This is a genomic window from Pseudomonas sp. CCNWLW23, from assembly GCF_037095675.1.
In the GTDB taxonomy this organism is placed as follows: Bacteria; Pseudomonadota; Gammaproteobacteria; order Pseudomonadales; family Pseudomonadaceae; genus Aquipseudomonas; species Aquipseudomonas atacamensis.
In genome coordinates this window covers 669,466-686,277 of record NZ_JBAWKM010000001.1, presented here as the reverse complement: position 1 = coordinate 686,277, position 16,812 = coordinate 669,466, and the positions used below count along the sequence as shown (strand labels likewise).

Genomic DNA, 16,812 nt, shown 5'->3' with positions numbered 1-16,812 from the left:
TGCGTAACTCTTTGAATCTCAAGGAGTTTTCCGTTTCGACTGCGCCGGAAGTGGGGCGAATTATAGACCTCTGGAATCTGCCGTCAACCGTTAATTTCGCTTTTCTTCCAATAACTTGCGTATTGGTTAAAAAACACCCAATGAGATGAGAAAAGAGCTTCTTCTATATAGAAGAAGACTTAAAGGACGCCCTCCTCCTTCAACATAGCCACCGCACCCGCCCCCAGACCCAGCACACGCTGCAGAACCTCTAACGTGTGCTCACCTAATAAAGGAGGCGCATGACGATATTCAACGGGCGTCTCCGACAATCGAATCGGGCTGGCCACCTGGGGCACCATCCCCGCCAATGCATGAGGCAGTTCGATCGCCAGACCGCGCGCCTTCACTTGTGGATCCTCAAACACCTGCGACAGATCATTGATCGGCCCACAAGGCACACCCGCCAGCTCCAGTTGTGCAACCCACTCCGCCGTGGTCTTGAAGACCGTAGCTTGGCGGATCAACGGGATCAGCACCGCGCGGTTCGCTACCCGCAGCTTGTTGGTCGCGAAGCGCGGATCATCCGCCCACTGCGGTTGCCCCGCGACCTCGGCGAACTTGCGGAACTGCCCGTCATTACCCACGGTGAGAATGAAGTCGCCATCCGCCGTAGGAAAGTCCTGATAAGGCACGATATTCGGATGCGCATTGCCCAGGCGCTTCGGCGCATTGCCGGTGGTCAGGTAGTTCATCGCCTGGTTCGCCAGACACGCGACCTGTACATCCAGCAACGCCATATCGATGTGCTGGCCGCCACCGTCGTGATCGCGATGAGCCAATGCCGCGAGGATCGCCACCGTCGAATACAGCCCGGTAAGAATATCCGTCAGCGCCACGCCCACTTTCACCGGCCCGGCACCGTCGTCTCCTTCGGGTCGGCCGGTCAAACTCATCAAGCCGCCGAGCCCCTGGATCATGAAGTCATAGCCCGCACGCTTGGCATAAGGCCCGGTCTGGCCAAAGCCGGTGATTGAGCAGTAGATCAGGTTCGGGTTGAAAGCCCTCAGCGACTCATAGTCCAGACCATAGGCCGCCAGACCACCTACTTTAAAATTCTCAATCAGAATGTCCGACTTTGCTGCCAGGTCGCGCACCAGCTTCTGCCCTTCAGGCCGGGTGAAGTCGATGGTGACCGATTGCTTGTTGCGGTTTGCCGAGAGGTAATAAGCCGCTTCCGACGTGTTCTCGCCGTAAGCGTCTTTAAGGAAGGGCGGCCCCCAGGCGCGGGTGTCATCACCATTGCCCGGGCGCTCGACCTTAATCACTTCGGCGCCAAGGTCGGCGAGGATTTGCCCGGCCCAAGGCCCGGCCAGTACTCGCGATAAATCCAGTACCCGCAGATGCGACAGTGCGCCCATGGTCCGCCCTCCTGTTAATAGAACGCTTGCAGACCGGTTTGCGCACGCCCGAGGATCAGCGCGTGAACGTCATGGGTACCTTCATAGGTATTCACCACTTCCAGGTTGACGAGGTGACGGGCCACGCCGAACTCATCGGAGATGCCGTTACCACCGAGCATGTCCCGCGCCATCCGCGCGATATCCAGCGACTTGCCGCAGGAGTTGCGCTTCATGATCGAAGTGATTTCAACGGCGGCGGTACCTTCGTCCTTCATCCGGCCCAAGCGCAGGCAGCCTTGCAGTGCCAGAGTGATCTCGGTCTGCATGTCGGCGAGTTTCTTCTGTACCAGCTGAGTTGCGGCCAGCGGACGACCGAACTGCTGACGATCCAGAGTGTATTGGCGCGCGGTGTGCCAGCAGAATTCGGCCGCGCCCAGCGCGCCCCAGGAAATGCCATAGCGTGCGGAATTGAGGCAGGTGAACGGGCCTTTCAGGCCACGGACATCCGGGAAGATGTTTTCTTCCGGCACGAACACGTTGTCCATGACAATCTCACCGGTGATCGAAGCGCGCAGGCCGACCTTGCCGTGAATCGCCGGAGCGCTCAGACCTTTCCAGCCTTTCTCCAGAACGAAACCACGGATGTCGCCAGCATCGTCCTTGGCCCAGACCACGAATACGTCAGCGATCGGGCTGTTGGTGATCCACATCTTCGCGCCAGTCAGGCTGTAGCCGCCATCGACTTTGCGCGCCCGGCTTATCATCGCGCCCGGATCGGAACCATGGTTCGGCTCGGTCAGGCCAAAGCAACCGATCCATTCGCCGGATGCCAGCTTCGGCAGATACTTCTGTTTCTGTGCCTCGGTGCCGAATTCGTTAATCGGCACCATCACTAGCGAGGATTGCACGCTCATCATCGAGCGGTAGCCGGAGTCGACGCGCTCGACCTCTCGGGCAATCAGACCGTAGCTGACATAGTTCAGACCGCTGCCACCGTATTGTTCGGGAATGGTCGCACCGAGCAGGCCGACTTCACCCATCTCGCGGAAGATTGCCGGATCGGTCTTCTCATGACGGAAAGCTTCGAGCACACGCGGCGCCAGACTCTGTTGAGCGAACTGCGCGGCGGTGTCGCGGATCATCCGCTCTTCTTCGGTGAGCTGTTGATCCAGCAGCAGGGGATCGATCCAATTGAAACTAGCATTACCGCCCATGAGTGTGCCCTCGCAATCGGGTGAATTAACGTGGCATTGATCCTAGGCGCGGTTCGCCATCGCGGCAAACGAGGATTTCGCATCCTGTTGTGCTAATTTCTCACTCCGAAACGTCGCGAATAGCCTTTTATGCGGCGCATTAGTGAGGTTGACGTACATGCGCAGGAAGATCCCCAGCACCGCCGCCCTGATCAGTTTCGAAGCTGCCGCCCGCCATGAGAGCTTTACCCGTGCTGCTGAAGAACTGTCGCTCACCCAAGGCGCCATTTGCCGACAGATCGCCAGCCTGGAAGACTTCCTCAGCGTCGAGTTGTTCCGACGCTCGCGACGTGGAGTGAAACTGACCGAGGCGGGTCTTTCCTACAGTCGCCGGGTGGCGACTCAGCTCGATGCGGTGGAGCGCGACACCCTTTCGGTGATGGGCCAGCAGGGCACCAACGTTATCGAGCTCGCCGTCGTCCCGACCTTCGGCACGCAATGGCTGCTGCCACGGCTCAAGGATTTTCAGCTCAAGCACCCGGAAGTGACCGTCAACCTGACCAACCGCACTCGGCCTTTCCTGTTTGCCGATACCGAATTCGATGCCGCGATCTATTTCGGTGATGCCGATTGGTCGGGTACCGAATCCCACAGGTTGATGGGCGAAAATCCGATGCCGGTGTGCAGCCCCTCCCTACTCGGCGATCACACGCAGCTGACAGCGCAAGCCATCGCCGAGCTACCGCTGCTGCAGCAGACCACACGACCTTACGCCTGGCGCCAATGGTTCAACTCGCAGCAACTGAATATCCCTCGCGACATGACAGGTCCGCGCTACGAGCTATTCTCCATGCTTGCCCAGGCAGCCATGCACGACATGGGCGTCGCGCTGATTCCGCCGTTTCTGATCCAGCGCGAGCTGGCAGAGAAACGTCTGGTGGTTGCCAACCCTCAAGCGCTCTCCAGCATCAAGGCCTATTACCTGATGATTCCGGAGCGAAAGGTCGAATCGGCATCGCTGAAGGCATTTCGCGACTGGCTGGTAAATCAAGCGCAGAGCTACAGCCTAGAAGAATAAAGGCTTTGCGCAATACTTAACCCCGTAGTCAGGAAAATCAAAGCCCTACAGATATAACTATTTGTCGCTTTTGCGCAGACTGTATCCGAAAGTCGTACAGACGTCCCCCAAGCTTCCAAACACGTGGCTTTCAGCCTCTAATGGCGACTCATTGCTGCCTATTCACGCCACCGATGCGAATTTTTTTCAAATTCAGCCAGAATCCATGCAGGGCACGGTCTACAAGGGGTTCAACTGGTCATCTGCGACATTCGGTCACGGCATGACTTGTAGTTAATTTTTCGTCACCCGTCATAATCCCTTGAAGGGCATAAAGTTCGCCTGCAAAATGCCGCGCCCCGCCCTGATTCGGCGGGATCGTGCTGATCGGCCGCCCCAGTCGCACCATCCGTAGTGCATGGGTTTACTCAATAAGATCACGCAGGAGATTTGACGTGCACATTGGTGTTCCTCTCGAAACCCAGACCGGTGAAACACGGGTTGCTGCAACCCCGGAAACCATCAAGAAGCTGATCAGCCAAGGCCATAAGGTCACTGTGCAAAGCGGCGCTGGCGTCAAAGCCAGTATCGTCGACAGTGCCTATGAAGCGGCCGGCGCAAGCATTGGCAGCGCCAATGACGCGTTTGGCGCCGAGCTGATTCTCAAAGTGATCGCGCCAAGCGATGCCGAACTGACGCTGATCAAGCGCGGTGCGGTGCTGGTGGGCATGCTCAACCCATTCAACAACGAGACCATCGCGAAGATGGCCGAGTGCGGCATTACCGCGTTCGCCCTCGAAGCGGCGCCGCGTACCTCGCGGGCGCAGAGTCTTGATGTGCTGTCGTCGCAGGCGAATATCGCCGGCTACAAAGCGGTGTTGCTCGCGGCTCACTATTACCCACGCTTCATGCCGATGCTGATGACTGCTGCGGGCACCGTGAAAGCGGCGCGCGTGCTGATTCTCGGCGCGGGCGTGGCCGGTTTGCAGGCGATTGCCACAGCGAAACGTCTGGGTGCGGTGATCGAAGCCTCCGACGTGCGTCCAGCGGTGAAGGAACAGATCGAATCCCTCGGCGCCAAGTTCGTCGACGTGCCTTACGAGACCGATGAAGAGCGCGAATGTGCCGTCGGTGTCGGCGGTTACGCGCGGCCGATGCCGGCGAGCTGGATGCAGCGCCAGGCGCAGGCTGTGCACGAGCGCGCCAAGCAGGCCGATATCGTCATCACCACCGCACTGATTCCGGGCCGCAAAGCGCCGACGCTGCTCAGCGCCGAGACCGTGGCACAGATGAAACCGGGCTCGGTGGTCATCGACCTCGCCGCCGCCCAGGGTGGCAACTGCCCACTGACCGTCGCCGATCAGGTCGTTGTGGAAAACGGTGTGACCATCGTTGGCCCGACCAACCTCGCCGGTGAAGTCGCTGCCGATGCTTCGGCGCTGTACGCACGCAACCTGCTGGACTTCCTCAAGCTGGTGTTCACCAAGGAAGGCCAGTTCGACGTCAACCTCGAAGACGACATCGTCGCCGCGTGCCTGATGTGCCGCGACGGCCAAGTCATCCGCAAAAACGCCTAAGCAGGGATTCAGACGATGGAAGAGCTTATCTCCCCCGGTATCTACAACCTGATCATCTTCGTGCTGGCGATTTATGTCGGTTACCACGTGGTCTGGAACGTTACGCCTGCGCTGCACACGCCGTTGATGGCGGTGACCAATGCCATTTCCGCGATCGTGATCGTCGGCGCCATGCTCGCCGCTGCGCTGACCGTTACGCCGCTGGGCAAGACCATGGGCACGCTGGCCGTGGCACTGGCGGCGGTCAATGTGTTTGGTGGCTTCCTGGTCACCCGCCGCATGCTTGAGATGTTCAAGAAGAAAGCCCCGAAAGCAAAAGAAGAGGCGCCGAAGTAATGAGCATGAATCTCGTCACGACGCTCTACCTGATCGCGTCGATCTGCTTTATCCAGGCCCTCAAAGGCCTGTCGCACCCGACCACTTCGCGGCGCGGCAACCTGTTCGGCATGCTTGGCATGGCGTTGGCGATCCTCACCACGGTCGGCCTCATCTATAAATTGGGCGCTGAGCTGGCTACGGCTGGTATCGGTTATGTGATCGTTGGCTTGCTGGTCGGCGGTACCGCCGGCTCGATCATGGCCAAGCGCGTTGAAATGACCAAGATGCCGGAACTGGTAGCGTTCATGCACAGCATGATCGGCCTCGCGGCGGTGTTCATTGCTATTGCGGCGGTAGTTGAGCCGCAGTCGTTGGGTATCGTTAAACAACTGGGCGATGCGATTCCGGCAGGCAACCGTCTGGAGCTGTTCCTCGGTGCTGCGATCGGTGCGATCACCTTCTCGGGTTCGGTGATCGCCTTCGGCAAGCTCTCGGGCAAATACAAGTTCCGTCTGTTCCAGGGCGCACCGGTACAGTTCGCCGGTCAGCACAAACTCAATGCGGTTCTGGGTCTGGCTACGCTGGTGCTCGGCCTGACCTTCATGTTCACCGGCAACCTCACTGCATTCGCACTGATGCTGGCTCTGGCGTTCGTGATGGGCGTGCTGATCATCATCCCGATCGGCGGCGCCGACATGCCGGTGGTGGTGTCGATGCTCAACAGCTATTCCGGCTGGGCGGCGGCGGGCATCGGTTTCTCGCTGAACAACTCGATGCTGATCATTGCCGGCTCGCTGGTGGGTTCGAGCGGTGCGATCCTCTCGTACATCATGTGCAAGGCGATGAACCGTTCCTTCTTTAATGTGCTGCTCGGCGGCTTCGGCAATACGGCAGACGCAGGTCCTGCCGGTGCGCAGGAAGCCCGTCCGGTGAAATCCGGCTCGGCTGATGACGCAACCTTCCTGCTGACCAACGCCGACACCGTGATCATCGTCCCGGGCTACGGTCTGGCAGTCGCCCGTGCACAACACGCACTGAAGGAACTGACCGAGAAGCTGACCCATCGCGGCGTGACCGTGAAGTACGCGATTCACCCGGTGGCCGGTCGCATGCCTGGGCACATGAACGTCCTGCTCGCCGAGGCCGAAGTGCCTTACGACCAGGTGTTCGAGATGGAAGACATCAACTCCGAGTTCGGTCAGGCCGACGTGGTGCTGGTGCTCGGTGCGAACGACGTGGTCAACCCGGCCGCGAAGAACGATCCGAAGTCGCCGATTGCCGGCATGCCGATTCTCGAAGCGTTCAAGGCCAAGACCATCATCGTCAACAAGCGCTCGATGGCCAGCGGCTACGCCGGTCTGGACAACGAACTGTTCTATCTGGACAAGACAATGATGGTTTTCGGCGACGCGAAGAAAGTCATCGAAGACATGGTCAAAGCGGTCGAGTAATTCACCACTGCAATAGCGAACGCCCCGACCTGTCGGGGCGTTTTTGGTTGCGCCAGACGCTGGACAATTTGCCGCGTTGTTGCAGATCCGGTAACGGTGTTTTACTGCAAACCCGCGAAATAGAGGCCTCGTTTGCGACCTTGGTAGCGGGACAGGCGCCGGCCAAATTAACTAGACTGCGCATCCTGCTACTCGTTGCCCGAGATAATAATCCATGTACCGTGACCGTATTCGCCTGCCTTCGTTGTTGGACAAAGTGATGAGCGCTGCCGACGCCGCTGCTCTGATTGAGGACGGCATGACCGTCGGCATGAGCGGTTTCACCCGCGCCGGCGAAGCCAAGGCCGTTCCCCATGCACTGGCCGAGCGCGCCAAGGTCACGCCGCTGAAGATCAGCCTGATGACCGGCGCCAGCCTGGGCAACGACCTCGACAAGCAACTGACCGAGGCCGGCGTGCTGTCGCGGCGCATGCCGTTTCAGGTCGACAGCACGTTGCGCAAGGCAATCAACGCCGGCGAAGTGATGTTCATTGACCAGCATCTCTCGGAAACCGTAGAGCAGTTGCGCAACCAGCAATTAAAGCTGCCGGACATTGCCGTCATCGAGGCAGTCGCCATCACTGAACAAGGCCATATCGTGCCGACCACTTCGGTGGGCAACTCGGCCAGCTTCGCGATCTTCGCCAAACAAGTGATCGTCGAGATCAACCTCGCCCACAACGCCAACCTCGAAGGCCTGCACGACATCTATATCCCGACGTACCGCCCGACGCGCACGCCAATCCCGCTGGTGAAAGTCGACGATCGCATCGGCAGCACGGCAATTCCGATTCCGCCGGAGAAGATCGTTGCGATTGTCATCACTCAGCAGTCGGACTCGCCGTCCACAGTGTCGGTACCGGACGTTGATACCAATGCCATCGCCGAACACCTGATCACCTTCTTCAAGCAGGAAGTCGCGGCCGGCCGCATGACCAACAAGCTCGGCCCGCTGCAGGCTGGCATTGGCAACATCGCCAACGCGGTGATGTGCGGCTTGATCGACTCGCCGTTCGAAGACCTGACCATGTATTCGGAAGTGCTGCAGGACTCGACTTTCGACCTGATCGATGCCGGCAAGCTGAGCTTCGCCTCGGGCAGTTCGATCACCCTGTCCGAGCGGCGCAACAGCGACGTGTTCGGCAACCTGGAGAAGTACAAGGACAAACTGATTCTGCGGCCGCAGGAGATCTCTAATCACCCGGAAGTGGTGCGCCGTCTGGGCATCATCGGCATCAACACCGCGCTGGAGTTCGACATCTACGGCAACGTCAACTCCACCCATGTCTGCGGTACGCGGATGATGAACGGCATCGGCGGCTCCGGCGACTTCGCGCGCAATGCGCATCTGGCGGTATTCGTGACCAAGTCGATCGCCAAGGGTGGCGCGATTTCCAGCGTGGTGCCGATGGTCAGCCACGTCGACCATACCGAGCATGACGTCGACATTCTGGTGACCGAGGTCGGCCTCGCCGACCTGCGTGGCCTGGCGCCACGGGAGCGTGCACGAGTGATCATCGACAACTGCGTGCATCCGGACTTTCGCCAGGCACTGAATGACTACTTCAGCGCTGCCTGTGCAATCGGCGGTCACACCCCGCACATTCTGCGCGAAGCGCTGAGCTGGCATGTGAACCTGGAAGAAACCGGGCGCATGCTGGCGGTGTGATTCACACAGATATCCATCGACGCAAACACAGTTTTGCGTCGATGGATCTTCGCTAGGAGAATAATCGTCGAAAACTGTACTGCTGTACCGGTCTTTTCCTACAGCAAAGCCCTACTCAATCCCCTGATACGAGCGGAAATGCACCAATCAAGTGCGGACAGGTACAGTTTGCCCAATTTCGACCCGTACACCATCCATAAACAGTTAACTGCTCACTCACAATACAAATGAACTGTATCTACAGAGACTATCCAAACGAGAGGATCATGGGCACCAGTCAAACCACTACCTGATCCCGCCACAAGCGGAAGGATGTCAACCATGGAACGTACACTCAGTTCCGAACTGTTCTTCGAAGACAAAGCTGTAAACACCCAGGCTTCCCTGCCTCTGCGCGTTATTGCCAACCTGATGTTGTGGCAGCGCCGCATCTCCAGCCGCCACCAATTGGCCCGTCTGGATTCGCGTCTGCTGGCTGATGCCGGTATCAGCGAAGCACAACGCTACGAAGAGCTGAGCAAGCCGTTCTGGCGCTAAGCAGCGTCGCTGGCTCTGGTCGTCAGACCCACCGCCAGCAACCCGAATTGCACAAGCAGAACCCGTCGTGGGCAACCACGACGGGTTTTGTCGTTTCAGGGCCTTGGATGCTCTTAAACACACCCTGAACGAGCACAGGTACAATTTACGAAACACTAGAATAATACCGGTACAGTTATCCAGGACCTTTGAAGTATCACTGGCCACCACTGGGCGAACCGCATCTGGCAGCCTAATATCCATGCAGAACGTGGCGAACGTTGTGCAACAGGCGTCTGACTCCTCAGATACCGAGCCACCTCTCACTACGGTTTATCCAAAGGAGTTCCATCATGACCCGTCTTCGCCTGCTCAGTGCCGCCGCCCTGCTGGCCATGGCTGCCAACGCCAGTGCTACCAGCTTCATCGTGACCACCGACTCGATCGTCGGCGCGCTTAAAGCCACTTCCGACGCCACTTCCGATGTGACCTCCTCGTTCCGTGACGACAAGATTGTCCTCGCCGCCCGCGACGATGCCGCCAGCTTCGTGGCCAGCGAAGGCGATATTCGTGGAGTGAAGCTGGAAAGCGCGCTCGATCACATCCGCCATCAGGCGCCACAACTCAATGCCACCGATGCCCAATTGGCTCAGGCCATTCTGACCCTCTGATCGTTTGCGGTATTGCGGGACACGCCAGCCGTGTCCCGATGTTTCAACGCTGGCTCTGGCCCGGGCATTTGCGCTAGCCTTCAGGCTCGTTAACAGTTGTCGAGTCCCATGCGCTTTCTTCCAAACCTGCTCATCTCTTCTGCCTTGTTCAGCGCCTGCTGGGCGATGTCTGCCAATGCCTTCGATGCTTTCAATGCATCGACCCAAGGCACGGTTGTCAGCGGTTACGCGACCAGCATGGTGTCTTCTGCGCCGTTCGACCGTAAACTGCTGCTCGCCGCCCATGATGATGCGGCCGCCTTTGTTGCCAGTGACGGTGAATGGCGAGGCGCACGGCTGGAGTCCGCGCTGCATTACCTGCGCAAAACCCGGCCGAAACTTCATGCCAGCGACCTTGAACTGGCAGAGGCAATTCTCGTCCAATAGTTATCCTTGTCCTTCCGGAGTCGTTCCATGCGTAGCCCGCTGATTGCTGCCGCCCTTGGCCTGTTTGTGTTGGCCGATGTGGCCCAGGCGCACACCCTGGTAGCCACCAGTAACATCATCGTTCGTGCCTCCCAGCGCAGCATCGATTTCACTTCCGATACCACCACGTCGATTCGCGATTCGAAAATCATCCGCGAAGCCCACGACGACGCCGCCAGTTTCGTCGCCAGCAACGGTGACATCCGTGGCGCGCACCTCGAAGCCGCCCTCAACACCTTGCGCACTCGCGTGCCGGAAGCGCGCGACGCCAGTGATCAGGTACTCGCCGAAGCCATTCTCGCACTGTGAAGTCCGTTGGCGCCTGGCTGCTGGCCGGGGCGTTGTTGCTGCTTGGCAACAGCGCCCACGCCGGCCTGCAATTGCGGCTCAAGACCGAGGGTCTGAGCCCGGCTCAACAACAGGCCAGTCAGGCGCTGATCGATGAGGCGATGGCGAAACTGCCGCCGAGCTTCATCGAGCGGCTGGATCGGCGCATCGACGTCGGCTGGACCGACGACATGCCTGCCAACGCTTACGGGCAGGCGACGCTGGTGTCCGAGCTCGATCTGAACCGCAAGCTGCTCGCCAGCCTCACCGATGGCAGCGCGGCGAAAGAGAAAACCAATCGTCCTCACGGCACTGTGCGCCAGGAACTGCTGGCCACAGTGCTGCACGAAATCACGCATATCTACGACCGCGCGCGTTTATGGCCGAGCGCCGAGCGCACGTTGATCCAGCGCTGCACCCGACGCTTCAACAGCGCCGGGCTGATCGGCATTCCCGATGAGTGTCGCGGGCAGAACGGTCGCCGCTTCACCATCAGCGATGACCCGCGCCTGCTCGATCTGGCCGGGTGGCAACAGTACGTCGGCCGCCGTGGCGAGCGTGAACAACACAACCGCCAGATCGCCCGCAGTCCGGATCTTTACGAGATCTCCAGTCCCAAGGAATTCGTCGCGGTCAACATGGAGTACTTCCTCCTCGACCCGAGCTACGCCTGCCGCCGCCCGGCGCTGTATCGCTATTACAAGGAACATTTCGGCTGGGCGCCGCCAGCGCAGGACACCTGCAGCAAGAGCTTCGCCTTTCTCAATGCGGGCAATGACTTCGCCAAGCAGCCTCTGGGGCAAGTCGATCCGGAACGGGTCTACGCGGTCGATTACCTGCTGGCCGAGGCCAATCAGAACTGGGTCAGCCGCTGGGGTCACAGCATGCTGCGCCTGGTGATCTGCGCCCCCGGTCGCCCGCGTGGCCCGGATTGCCGCCTCGACCTCGATCAGCACCTGGTTCTGTCCTATCGCGCTTTCGTTGGCGATGTGCAGCTGTCGAGCTGGGACGGACTGGTCGGCAAATACCCGTCACGGCTGTTCGTGTTGCCGCTGGCGCAAGTGATCGACGAATACACCAAGACCGAGCTGCGCAGCCTCGCTTCAGTGCCGCTGAACCTGTCTCGCGAGGAGATCGAGGGCGTGGTCGAACATGCTGCCGAGATGCACTGGAGCTACGACGGCAACTATTTCTTCCTGTCCAACAACTGCGCGGTAGAGGGTTTGAAACTGTTGCGCAGCGGCAGCAATAACAGCCAACTGGTCGGGCTAGACAGCATCATGCCCAACGGCTTGCTGGAAGTGCTCAAGGGCCGTGGTCTGGCCGATACCAGTGTGCTCGACAATCCGAAAGAAGCGCTGCGCCTGGGTTACCGCTTCGACTCGTTCCGCGATCGCTATCAAGCGATGTTCGATGTATTGAAGAAGCAGCTGCCGATCAAGCAGACCACTGTCGAAGACTGGCTGTCACTCAGCGCTGAACAACGCCGCGAATGGTTCGACCGCGCCGACCTGCGCACCAGCGCGGCGCTGTTGCTGCTCGAGCAAGCCAGTTTCCGCCGGCAGTTATTGCTGGCCCAGGACGAGGTCAAGCAACGCTACCTCGGTGCCCGCGAGCTGGAAAACGGCGGCATGGACAAAGCCAATGCGACCTTGCAGGAGATCCTCGCCAACAGTGGTTTCCTCAGCCGCCCGGCGGAACTGCTCGACTCCAAAGGTTACGGACTGCCTCAGCCGAGCGAGTTCGGCCGACTGGAAGCGGAAAGCAGCCAGCGGCAGAAGAAGCTGCTGGCACTGTCCGGCGATCTCGATACCGAAGTGCGCAAGCTGCTTGAACCCAAGCGCGCCGCCGAGATTGCCGCCAGCGAGGCCAACGTCAAGCAGATTGGCGAGCATCTGCGCAAACTGCACAAGGCTTCGGGCGGACTGCAATTACCCTGAGCACAAAAAAAGGCTTCAGAACGCCTGTTCTGAAGCCTTTTAGTTTTCCCCTGCGGCTTTAGACGCGAGCCTTGCGCACGCCTTGGGACAGCGCCGAACACAGGCTCAACACGCCATCGATGGCCTGCTCAGGCGTATCGGCACTGGCGATGTGATCGATCAACGCCGAGCCCACCACCACACCGTCAGCCAGACGCGCGATGGCCGCGGCCTGCTCCGGTGTACGGATACCGAAGCCAATGCTGATCGGCAGGTCGGTATGCCGACGCAGACGTGCAACCGCCTCTTCCACATGTTCCAGAGTCGCTGCACCTGCGCCGGTGACACCCGCGACCGACACGTAGTAGACAAAACCGGAACTGCCGTTGAGCACACGCGGCAGACGTGCGTCGTCGGTGGTCGGCGTGGTCAGGCGGATGAAGTCCAGGCCAGCAGCCTGCGCCGGGTCGCACAGCTCTTCGTTGTGCTCTGGTGGCATGTCGACCACGATCAGGCCGTCAACGCCAGCCTCTTTGGCTTCGGCGATGAAACGCTCGACGCCGAATTTGTGAATCGGGTTGAAGTAGCCCATCAACACTAGCGGCGTGTCGCTGTTGCCTTCACGGAACTCGCGAACCATTTGCAGGGTTTTCGCCAGATTCTGTTTGGCGCCCAGTGCGCGGATATTGGCCAGCTGGATCGCCGGGCCATCGGCCATCGGATCGGTGAACGGCATGCCCAGCTCGATCACATCGGCACCTGCGGCAGGCAGGCCTTTGAGGATTGCCAGCGAAGTGTCGTAGTCAGGATCACCTGCAGTGACAAAGGTCACCAGCGCGGCGCGGTTCTGTTGCTTGAGGTCGGCAAAGCGGGTTTGCAGGCGGCTCATCAGTGTTTCTCCTGCTGCGACTGTTGCATATGGTGCATCACGGTTTGCATGTCCTTGTCACCACGGCCCGAGAGGTTGACCACCATCAGGTGATCCTTCGGCAGCTTCGGTGCGCGCTTGAACACTTCGGCCAGAGCGTGGGCGCTTTCCAGGGCAGGAATGATCCCTTCCAGGCGGCAGCATTTGTGGAACGCTTCAAGAGCTTCGTCATCGGTTACCGAGGTGTACTGGACGCGGCCGATGTCATGCAACCAGGCGTGTTCAGGGCCGATGCCCGGATAGTCGAGGCCAGCGGAAATCGAGTGAGCGTCGATGATCTGCCCATCGTCGTCCTGCAGCAGGAAGGTGCGGTTACCGTGCAGCACGCCCGGCACCCCGCCGTTCAGGCTGGCCGCGTGCTTGCCGGTTTCGATGCCGTAACCGGCGGCTTCGACGCCGATGATCTCCACGCTCTTGTCGTCGAGGAACGGGTGGAACAGGCCCATGGCGTTGGAACCGCCACCGATGCACGCCACCAGACTGTCCGGCAGACGACCTTCCTGAGCCTGCAGCTGATCGCGGGTTTCCTTACCGATAACGGCCTGGAAGTCGCGGACCATTGCTGGATACGGGTGTGGGCCGGCTACGGTGCCGATCAGGTAGAAGGTGTTGTCGACGTTGGTCACCCAGTCACGCAGGGCTTCGTTCATCGCGTCTTTGAGGGTGCCGGTGCCAGCCACGACCGGGATGACTTCAGCGCCGAGCAGCTTCATGCGGAAGACGTTGGCCTGCTGACGTTCGATGTCAGTGGTGCCCATGTAGATCACGCAGTCCAGCCCGAAACGCGCAGCAACGGTGGCAGTAGCCACGCCGTGCATGCCGGCGCCGGTTTCGGCAATGATGCGCTTCTTGCCCATGCGCCGTGCCAGCAGAATCTGGCCGATGCAGTTGTTGATCTTGTGCGCGCCGGTGTGGTTCAGCTCTTCACGCTTGAGGTAGATCTTCGCGCCGCCGCAGAACTCGGTCAGGCGTTCGGCGAAATACAGCGGGCTCGGACGTCCGACATAATCACGCTGGAAGTAGGCCAATTCTTCCTTGAATGCCGGATCTTCCTTGGCCGCTTCGTATTCGCGAGCGAGGTCGAGGATCAACGGCATCAGGGTTTCCGCTACATAACGGCCACCGAACGCACCGAACAGGCCGTTGGCGTCAGGGCCGTTACGCAGATCAGAGGTGTTCGAAGTCTGGGTCATGGGTCGCTCCAGGTGAATTCGGTCAGAAGACAATGACGATCACTCTACCCCTGACTTTCCAGGCTGAAAACCGATAAGATCGCCGCAACCTGTCAGGAAAACTCACAGATACCATGAGCCATGACCTTCCCCCGCTGAATGCCTTGCGCGCCTTCGAGGCCACCGCTCGTCTGAACAGCGTTAGTCAGGCAGCCGAACAGCTGCACGTCACCCACGGCGCGGTCAGCCGCCAGCTCAAGGTGCTTGAAGAACATCTAGGGGTGAGCCTGTTCGTCAAGGACGGACGCGGCTTGAAACTCACAGATGCCGGAGCGCGTCTGCGCGATGCCAGCGCTGAGGCGTTCGATCGGTTGCGCAGTGTTTGCGCCGAACTGACGCAAAGCACAGCGGATGCGCCGTTCGTGCTGGGTTGTTCCGGGAGCCTGCTGGCGCGCTGGTTTATTCCGCGCCTGGGGCGGCTGAATGCCGATTTGCCGGATCTGCGTCTGCACCTGTCGGCCGGTGAAGGCGATCTCGATCCCCGGCGCCCGGGCCTTGATGCGTTGTTGCTGTTCGCCGAACCACCGTGGCCGGCCGATATGCAGGTCTATGAACTGGCGGCGGAACGCATCGGCCCCGTAATGAGCCCGTTGTATAGCGGTTATCAGAAGCTGCACACCGCTGTGGCCGCAGATCTTTTTGATGAGCCCTTGCTGCACACCACCTCTCGCCCACAAGCCTGGCCCAGCTGGGCGCAGCAAAACCACCTCGATCCCAAGGCGTTGAAGCTCGGGCAAGGGTTTGAGCATTTGTATTATTTGCTGGAGGCGGCTGTTGCAGGTCTCGGCGTGGCAATCGCGCCGGAGCCGCTGGTAACCGAAGATCTGAAGGCGGGTCGCCTGGTTGCGCCGTGGGGCTTCTGCGAAACCCCGGCGCAACTGGCGTTGTGGCTACCCAAGCGCGCCGCAGATGGACGCGCCCGGCAACTGGCGCAATGGCTCAAGAACGAGCTGCGCCAGCCTGATCACTCACCGCGCTTGAACAAAAAGTAGGCGGCGAGCAGACCGATTGCACCGACAGCCACGCCGGCTGTGGTCCATGGGTGTTCCTGCGCGTAGTCACGAGTGGCAATGCCGGTCTCGCGGGTTTTCACTTTGACTTCTTCGTACGCGTCGCTGAGCAGATGACGGGAATGTTTCAGCGCACTTTCGGCGTTGCTTTTCAGCGCCTTGAGGGTCTTGCGCGACTCGTCCGAAGCATCGTCTTTCAAGCTTTCCAACGATTTGAGCAGACTCTCGATCTCGGCTTCCATGCTTTGCAACGAGGCTTTACGTAAAGAGGTGTTGGCCATGGTGGCTCTCCTGCATTGGTGATGAGTGGCGTGTGTTGGTTGGGACTTCAGCATGTCCAGAAAGTGCAGAAATTCTGAACTTCGGCAGCGCAGCGGCGCCGAATTCATCAGTGCAATTGCCTGCTAGGCTCAATTTCACACGCCATTCCAACCCAAGGAGAACGCCATGAGTGATCATCACACCTACAAGAAAGTCGAGCTGGTCGGCTCGTCCACTACCAGCATCGAAGACGCCATCAACAATGCACTGGCCGAGGCGAACAAAACCCTGCGCAATCTGGAATGGTTTGAAGTGACCGAAACCCGTGGCCACATCGAAAATGGCCAGGTAGCGCACTTTCAGGTCACGCTGAAAGTCGGCTTCAAGATTGCCGCCAGCTGAGTTTGAGCTAGTCTTCTGAACTTGCGCGCTGGCCGAGTGCCATAGGGAATGGCAAAGCGCTACAAGGTGAGCGCATCGGGTGGATGACTCGATGCCCGCCTCTTTCAATCCGACCAGGGAGTGCGACCGATGAAGAAGTTCATGTTGGCAGTAGGTTTGTTGAGCCTTGCGGGTGGTGCGTTTGCAGCCGGCAAGCCATGTGACGAGCTGAAAAGCGAAATCGCCGCGAAGCTCGACGCCAAAGGCGTTTCCGGTTATTCGCTGGAGGTTGTCGACAAGGGTGCGGCGGCTGACGCCAAAGTGGTTGGCACCTGCGAAGGCGGCAGCAAGGAAATCGTCTACAAACGCGGTTGATTGCGCCTGAAATACAAAAGCCGACGTGGATGCGTCGGCTT

The 16,812-nt window shown here is 59.6% G+C and carries 18 protein-coding genes; 13 read left to right on the top strand and 5 right to left on the bottom strand.

Translation table 11 applies throughout. The annotated features are described in order from the left end of the window. Positions 1–179: 179 nt before the first annotated feature. Together V8J63_RS03120 and V8J63_RS03115 are read right to left on the bottom strand one after the other, a co-directional pair. Positions 180–1,400: a CaiB/BaiF CoA transferase family protein gene (locus V8J63_RS03120; protein ID WP_130903252.1), complete on the bottom strand. Its 1,221-nt coding sequence runs from the start codon at positions 1,398–1,400 to the stop codon at positions 180–182. Between the two features lie 14 nt (positions 1,401–1,414). After that, a complete protein-coding gene (locus V8J63_RS03115) occupies positions 1,415–2,596 on the bottom strand; it encodes an acyl-CoA dehydrogenase (protein ID WP_130903251.1) in 1,182 nt (393 codons plus the stop codon). Between the two features lie 157 nt (positions 2,597–2,753). Here V8J63_RS03115 and V8J63_RS03110 point away from each other — a divergent pair, with 157 nt between their 5' ends. From V8J63_RS03110 to V8J63_RS03065, 10 genes are all read left to right on the top strand, one after another. Next, the gene (locus V8J63_RS03110; protein ID WP_130888824.1) at positions 2,754–3,653 is read left to right on the top strand and encodes a LysR family transcriptional regulator; all 900 of its coding nucleotides are present in this window, start codon (positions 2,754–2,756) and stop codon (positions 3,651–3,653) included. A gap of 434 nt (positions 3,654–4,087) precedes the next feature. Next, on the top strand, positions 4,088–5,209 hold the full coding sequence (locus V8J63_RS03105; protein ID WP_123441957.1) for a Re/Si-specific NAD(P)(+) transhydrogenase subunit alpha: 1,122 nt from the start codon (positions 4,088–4,090) through the stop codon (positions 5,207–5,209). Positions 5,210–5,224: 15 nt separating this feature from the next. Then, positions 5,225–5,545, top strand: coding sequence for an NAD(P) transhydrogenase subunit alpha (locus tag V8J63_RS03100; RefSeq protein ID WP_003220416.1), 321 nt, complete (start codon positions 5,225–5,227; stop codon positions 5,543–5,545). After that, on the top strand, positions 5,545–6,978 hold the full coding sequence (locus V8J63_RS03095; RefSeq protein ID WP_110644713.1) for an NAD(P)(+) transhydrogenase (Re/Si-specific) subunit beta: 1,434 nt from the start codon (positions 5,545–5,547) through the stop codon (positions 6,976–6,978). The genes V8J63_RS03100 and V8J63_RS03095 overlap by 1 nt, the downstream gene beginning before the upstream one ends. Before the next feature lie 214 nt (positions 6,979–7,192). Next, positions 7,193–8,686 (top strand): acetyl-CoA hydrolase/transferase family protein, encoded by a 1,494-nt coding sequence (locus V8J63_RS03090; protein WP_130903250.1) that lies wholly within the window; start codon positions 7,193–7,195, stop codon positions 8,684–8,686. Between the two features lie 321 nt (positions 8,687–9,007). Next, positions 9,008–9,223, top strand: coding sequence for a DUF1127 domain-containing protein (locus V8J63_RS03085; protein WP_007911656.1), 216 nt, complete (start codon positions 9,008–9,010; stop codon positions 9,221–9,223). Positions 9,224–9,555: 332 nt separating this feature from the next. Continuing rightward, positions 9,556–9,873, top strand: a complete 318-nt coding sequence (locus V8J63_RS03080; protein WP_122612907.1) for a DUF2388 domain-containing protein — start codon at positions 9,556–9,558, stop codon at positions 9,871–9,873. Positions 9,874–9,981: 108 nt separating this feature from the next. Beyond that, positions 9,982–10,299, top strand: a complete 318-nt coding sequence (locus V8J63_RS03075; protein ID WP_024015031.1) for a DUF2388 domain-containing protein — start codon at positions 9,982–9,984, stop codon at positions 10,297–10,299. Positions 10,300–10,326: 27 nt separating this feature from the next. Continuing rightward, positions 10,327–10,647, top strand: coding sequence for a DUF2388 domain-containing protein (locus tag V8J63_RS03070; protein ID WP_041476450.1), 321 nt, complete (start codon positions 10,327–10,329; stop codon positions 10,645–10,647). Further along, entirely contained in the window at positions 10,644–12,605 is a 1,962-nt protein-coding gene (locus V8J63_RS03065) for a DUF7844 domain-containing protein (RefSeq protein WP_130903249.1), read from the top strand. The genes V8J63_RS03070 and V8J63_RS03065 overlap by 4 nt, the downstream gene beginning before the upstream one ends. Positions 12,606–12,663: 58 nt before the next feature. Here V8J63_RS03065 and trpA read toward each other — a convergent pair whose 3' ends face one another. Both trpA and trpB read right to left on the bottom strand, forming a co-directional pair. Further along, the gene (gene trpA, locus V8J63_RS03060) at positions 12,664–13,473 is read right to left on the bottom strand and encodes a tryptophan synthase subunit alpha (RefSeq protein ID WP_024015029.1); all 810 of its coding nucleotides are present in this window, start codon (positions 13,471–13,473) and stop codon (positions 12,664–12,666) included. Next, positions 13,473–14,705 carry a tryptophan synthase subunit beta gene (gene trpB / locus V8J63_RS03055; protein ID WP_016772302.1) on the bottom strand — a complete coding sequence of 411 codons (1,233 nt, stop codon included), beginning with the start codon at positions 14,703–14,705 and terminating at the stop codon, positions 13,473–13,475. Before trpB ends, trpA begins: the two co-directional genes overlap by 1 nt. Before the next feature lie 113 nt (positions 14,706–14,818). On the opposite strand from trpB, the gene V8J63_RS03050 reads away from it, so the two are divergent. Then, positions 14,819–15,736: a LysR family transcriptional regulator gene (locus V8J63_RS03050; protein ID WP_122751344.1), complete on the top strand. Its 918-nt coding sequence runs from the start codon at positions 14,819–14,821 to the stop codon at positions 15,734–15,736. Here the strand turns inward: V8J63_RS03050 and V8J63_RS03045 are convergent. Further along, positions 15,709–16,035 (bottom strand): DUF883 family protein, encoded by a 327-nt coding sequence (locus tag V8J63_RS03045; protein ID WP_039757078.1) that lies wholly within the window; start codon positions 16,033–16,035, stop codon positions 15,709–15,711. The genes V8J63_RS03050 and V8J63_RS03045 overlap by 28 nt on opposite strands. Before the next feature lie 166 nt (positions 16,036–16,201). Here V8J63_RS03045 and V8J63_RS03040 point away from each other — a divergent pair, with 166 nt between their 5' ends. After that, positions 16,202–16,417, top strand: a complete 216-nt coding sequence (locus V8J63_RS03040; RefSeq protein WP_016772305.1) for a dodecin — start codon at positions 16,202–16,204, stop codon at positions 16,415–16,417. Positions 16,418–16,546: 129 nt separating this feature from the next. Further along, a complete protein-coding gene (locus V8J63_RS03035) occupies positions 16,547–16,771 on the top strand; it encodes a DUF1161 domain-containing protein (protein ID WP_130903248.1) in 225 nt (74 codons plus the stop codon). Positions 16,772–16,812 lie beyond the last annotated feature (41 nt).

Excerpts from the sequence above, each read along its gene's own strand:
- V8J63_RS03120 (WP_130903252.1), bottom strand. The coding sequence starts at position 1,400 with ATGGGCGCACTGTCGCATCTGCGGGTACTGGATTTATCGCGAGTACTG.
- V8J63_RS03115 (WP_130903251.1), bottom strand. The coding sequence starts at position 2,596 with ATGGGCGGTAATGCTAGTTTCAATTGGATCGATCCCCTGCTGCTGGAT.
- V8J63_RS03110 (WP_130888824.1), top strand. The coding sequence starts at position 2,754 with ATGCGCAGGAAGATCCCCAGCACCGCCGCCCTGATCAGTTTCGAAGCT.
- V8J63_RS03100 (WP_003220416.1), top strand. The coding sequence starts at position 5,225 with ATGGAAGAGCTTATCTCCCCCGGTATCTACAACCTGATCATCTTCGTG.
- V8J63_RS03095 (WP_110644713.1), top strand. The coding sequence starts at position 5,545 with ATGAGCATGAATCTCGTCACGACGCTCTACCTGATCGCGTCGATCTGC.
- V8J63_RS03090 (WP_130903250.1), top strand. The coding sequence starts at position 7,193 with ATGTACCGTGACCGTATTCGCCTGCCTTCGTTGTTGGACAAAGTGATG.
- V8J63_RS03085 (WP_007911656.1), top strand. The coding sequence starts at position 9,008 with ATGGAACGTACACTCAGTTCCGAACTGTTCTTCGAAGACAAAGCTGTA.
- V8J63_RS03080 (WP_122612907.1), top strand. The coding sequence starts at position 9,556 with ATGACCCGTCTTCGCCTGCTCAGTGCCGCCGCCCTGCTGGCCATGGCT.
- V8J63_RS03075 (WP_024015031.1), top strand. The coding sequence starts at position 9,982 with ATGCGCTTTCTTCCAAACCTGCTCATCTCTTCTGCCTTGTTCAGCGCC.
- V8J63_RS03070 (WP_041476450.1), top strand. The coding sequence starts at position 10,327 with ATGCGTAGCCCGCTGATTGCTGCCGCCCTTGGCCTGTTTGTGTTGGCC.
- trpA (WP_024015029.1), bottom strand. The coding sequence starts at position 13,473 with ATGAGCCGCCTGCAAACCCGCTTTGCCGACCTCAAGCAACAGAACCGC.
- trpB (WP_016772302.1), bottom strand. The coding sequence starts at position 14,705 with ATGACCCAGACTTCGAACACCTCTGATCTGCGTAACGGCCCTGACGCC.
- V8J63_RS03050 (WP_122751344.1), top strand. The coding sequence starts at position 14,819 with ATGAGCCATGACCTTCCCCCGCTGAATGCCTTGCGCGCCTTCGAGGCC.
- V8J63_RS03045 (WP_039757078.1), bottom strand. The coding sequence starts at position 16,035 with ATGGCCAACACCTCTTTACGTAAAGCCTCGTTGCAAAGCATGGAAGCC.
- V8J63_RS03040 (WP_016772305.1), top strand. The coding sequence starts at position 16,202 with ATGAGTGATCATCACACCTACAAGAAAGTCGAGCTGGTCGGCTCGTCC.
- V8J63_RS03035 (WP_130903248.1), top strand. The coding sequence starts at position 16,547 with ATGAAGAAGTTCATGTTGGCAGTAGGTTTGTTGAGCCTTGCGGGTGGT.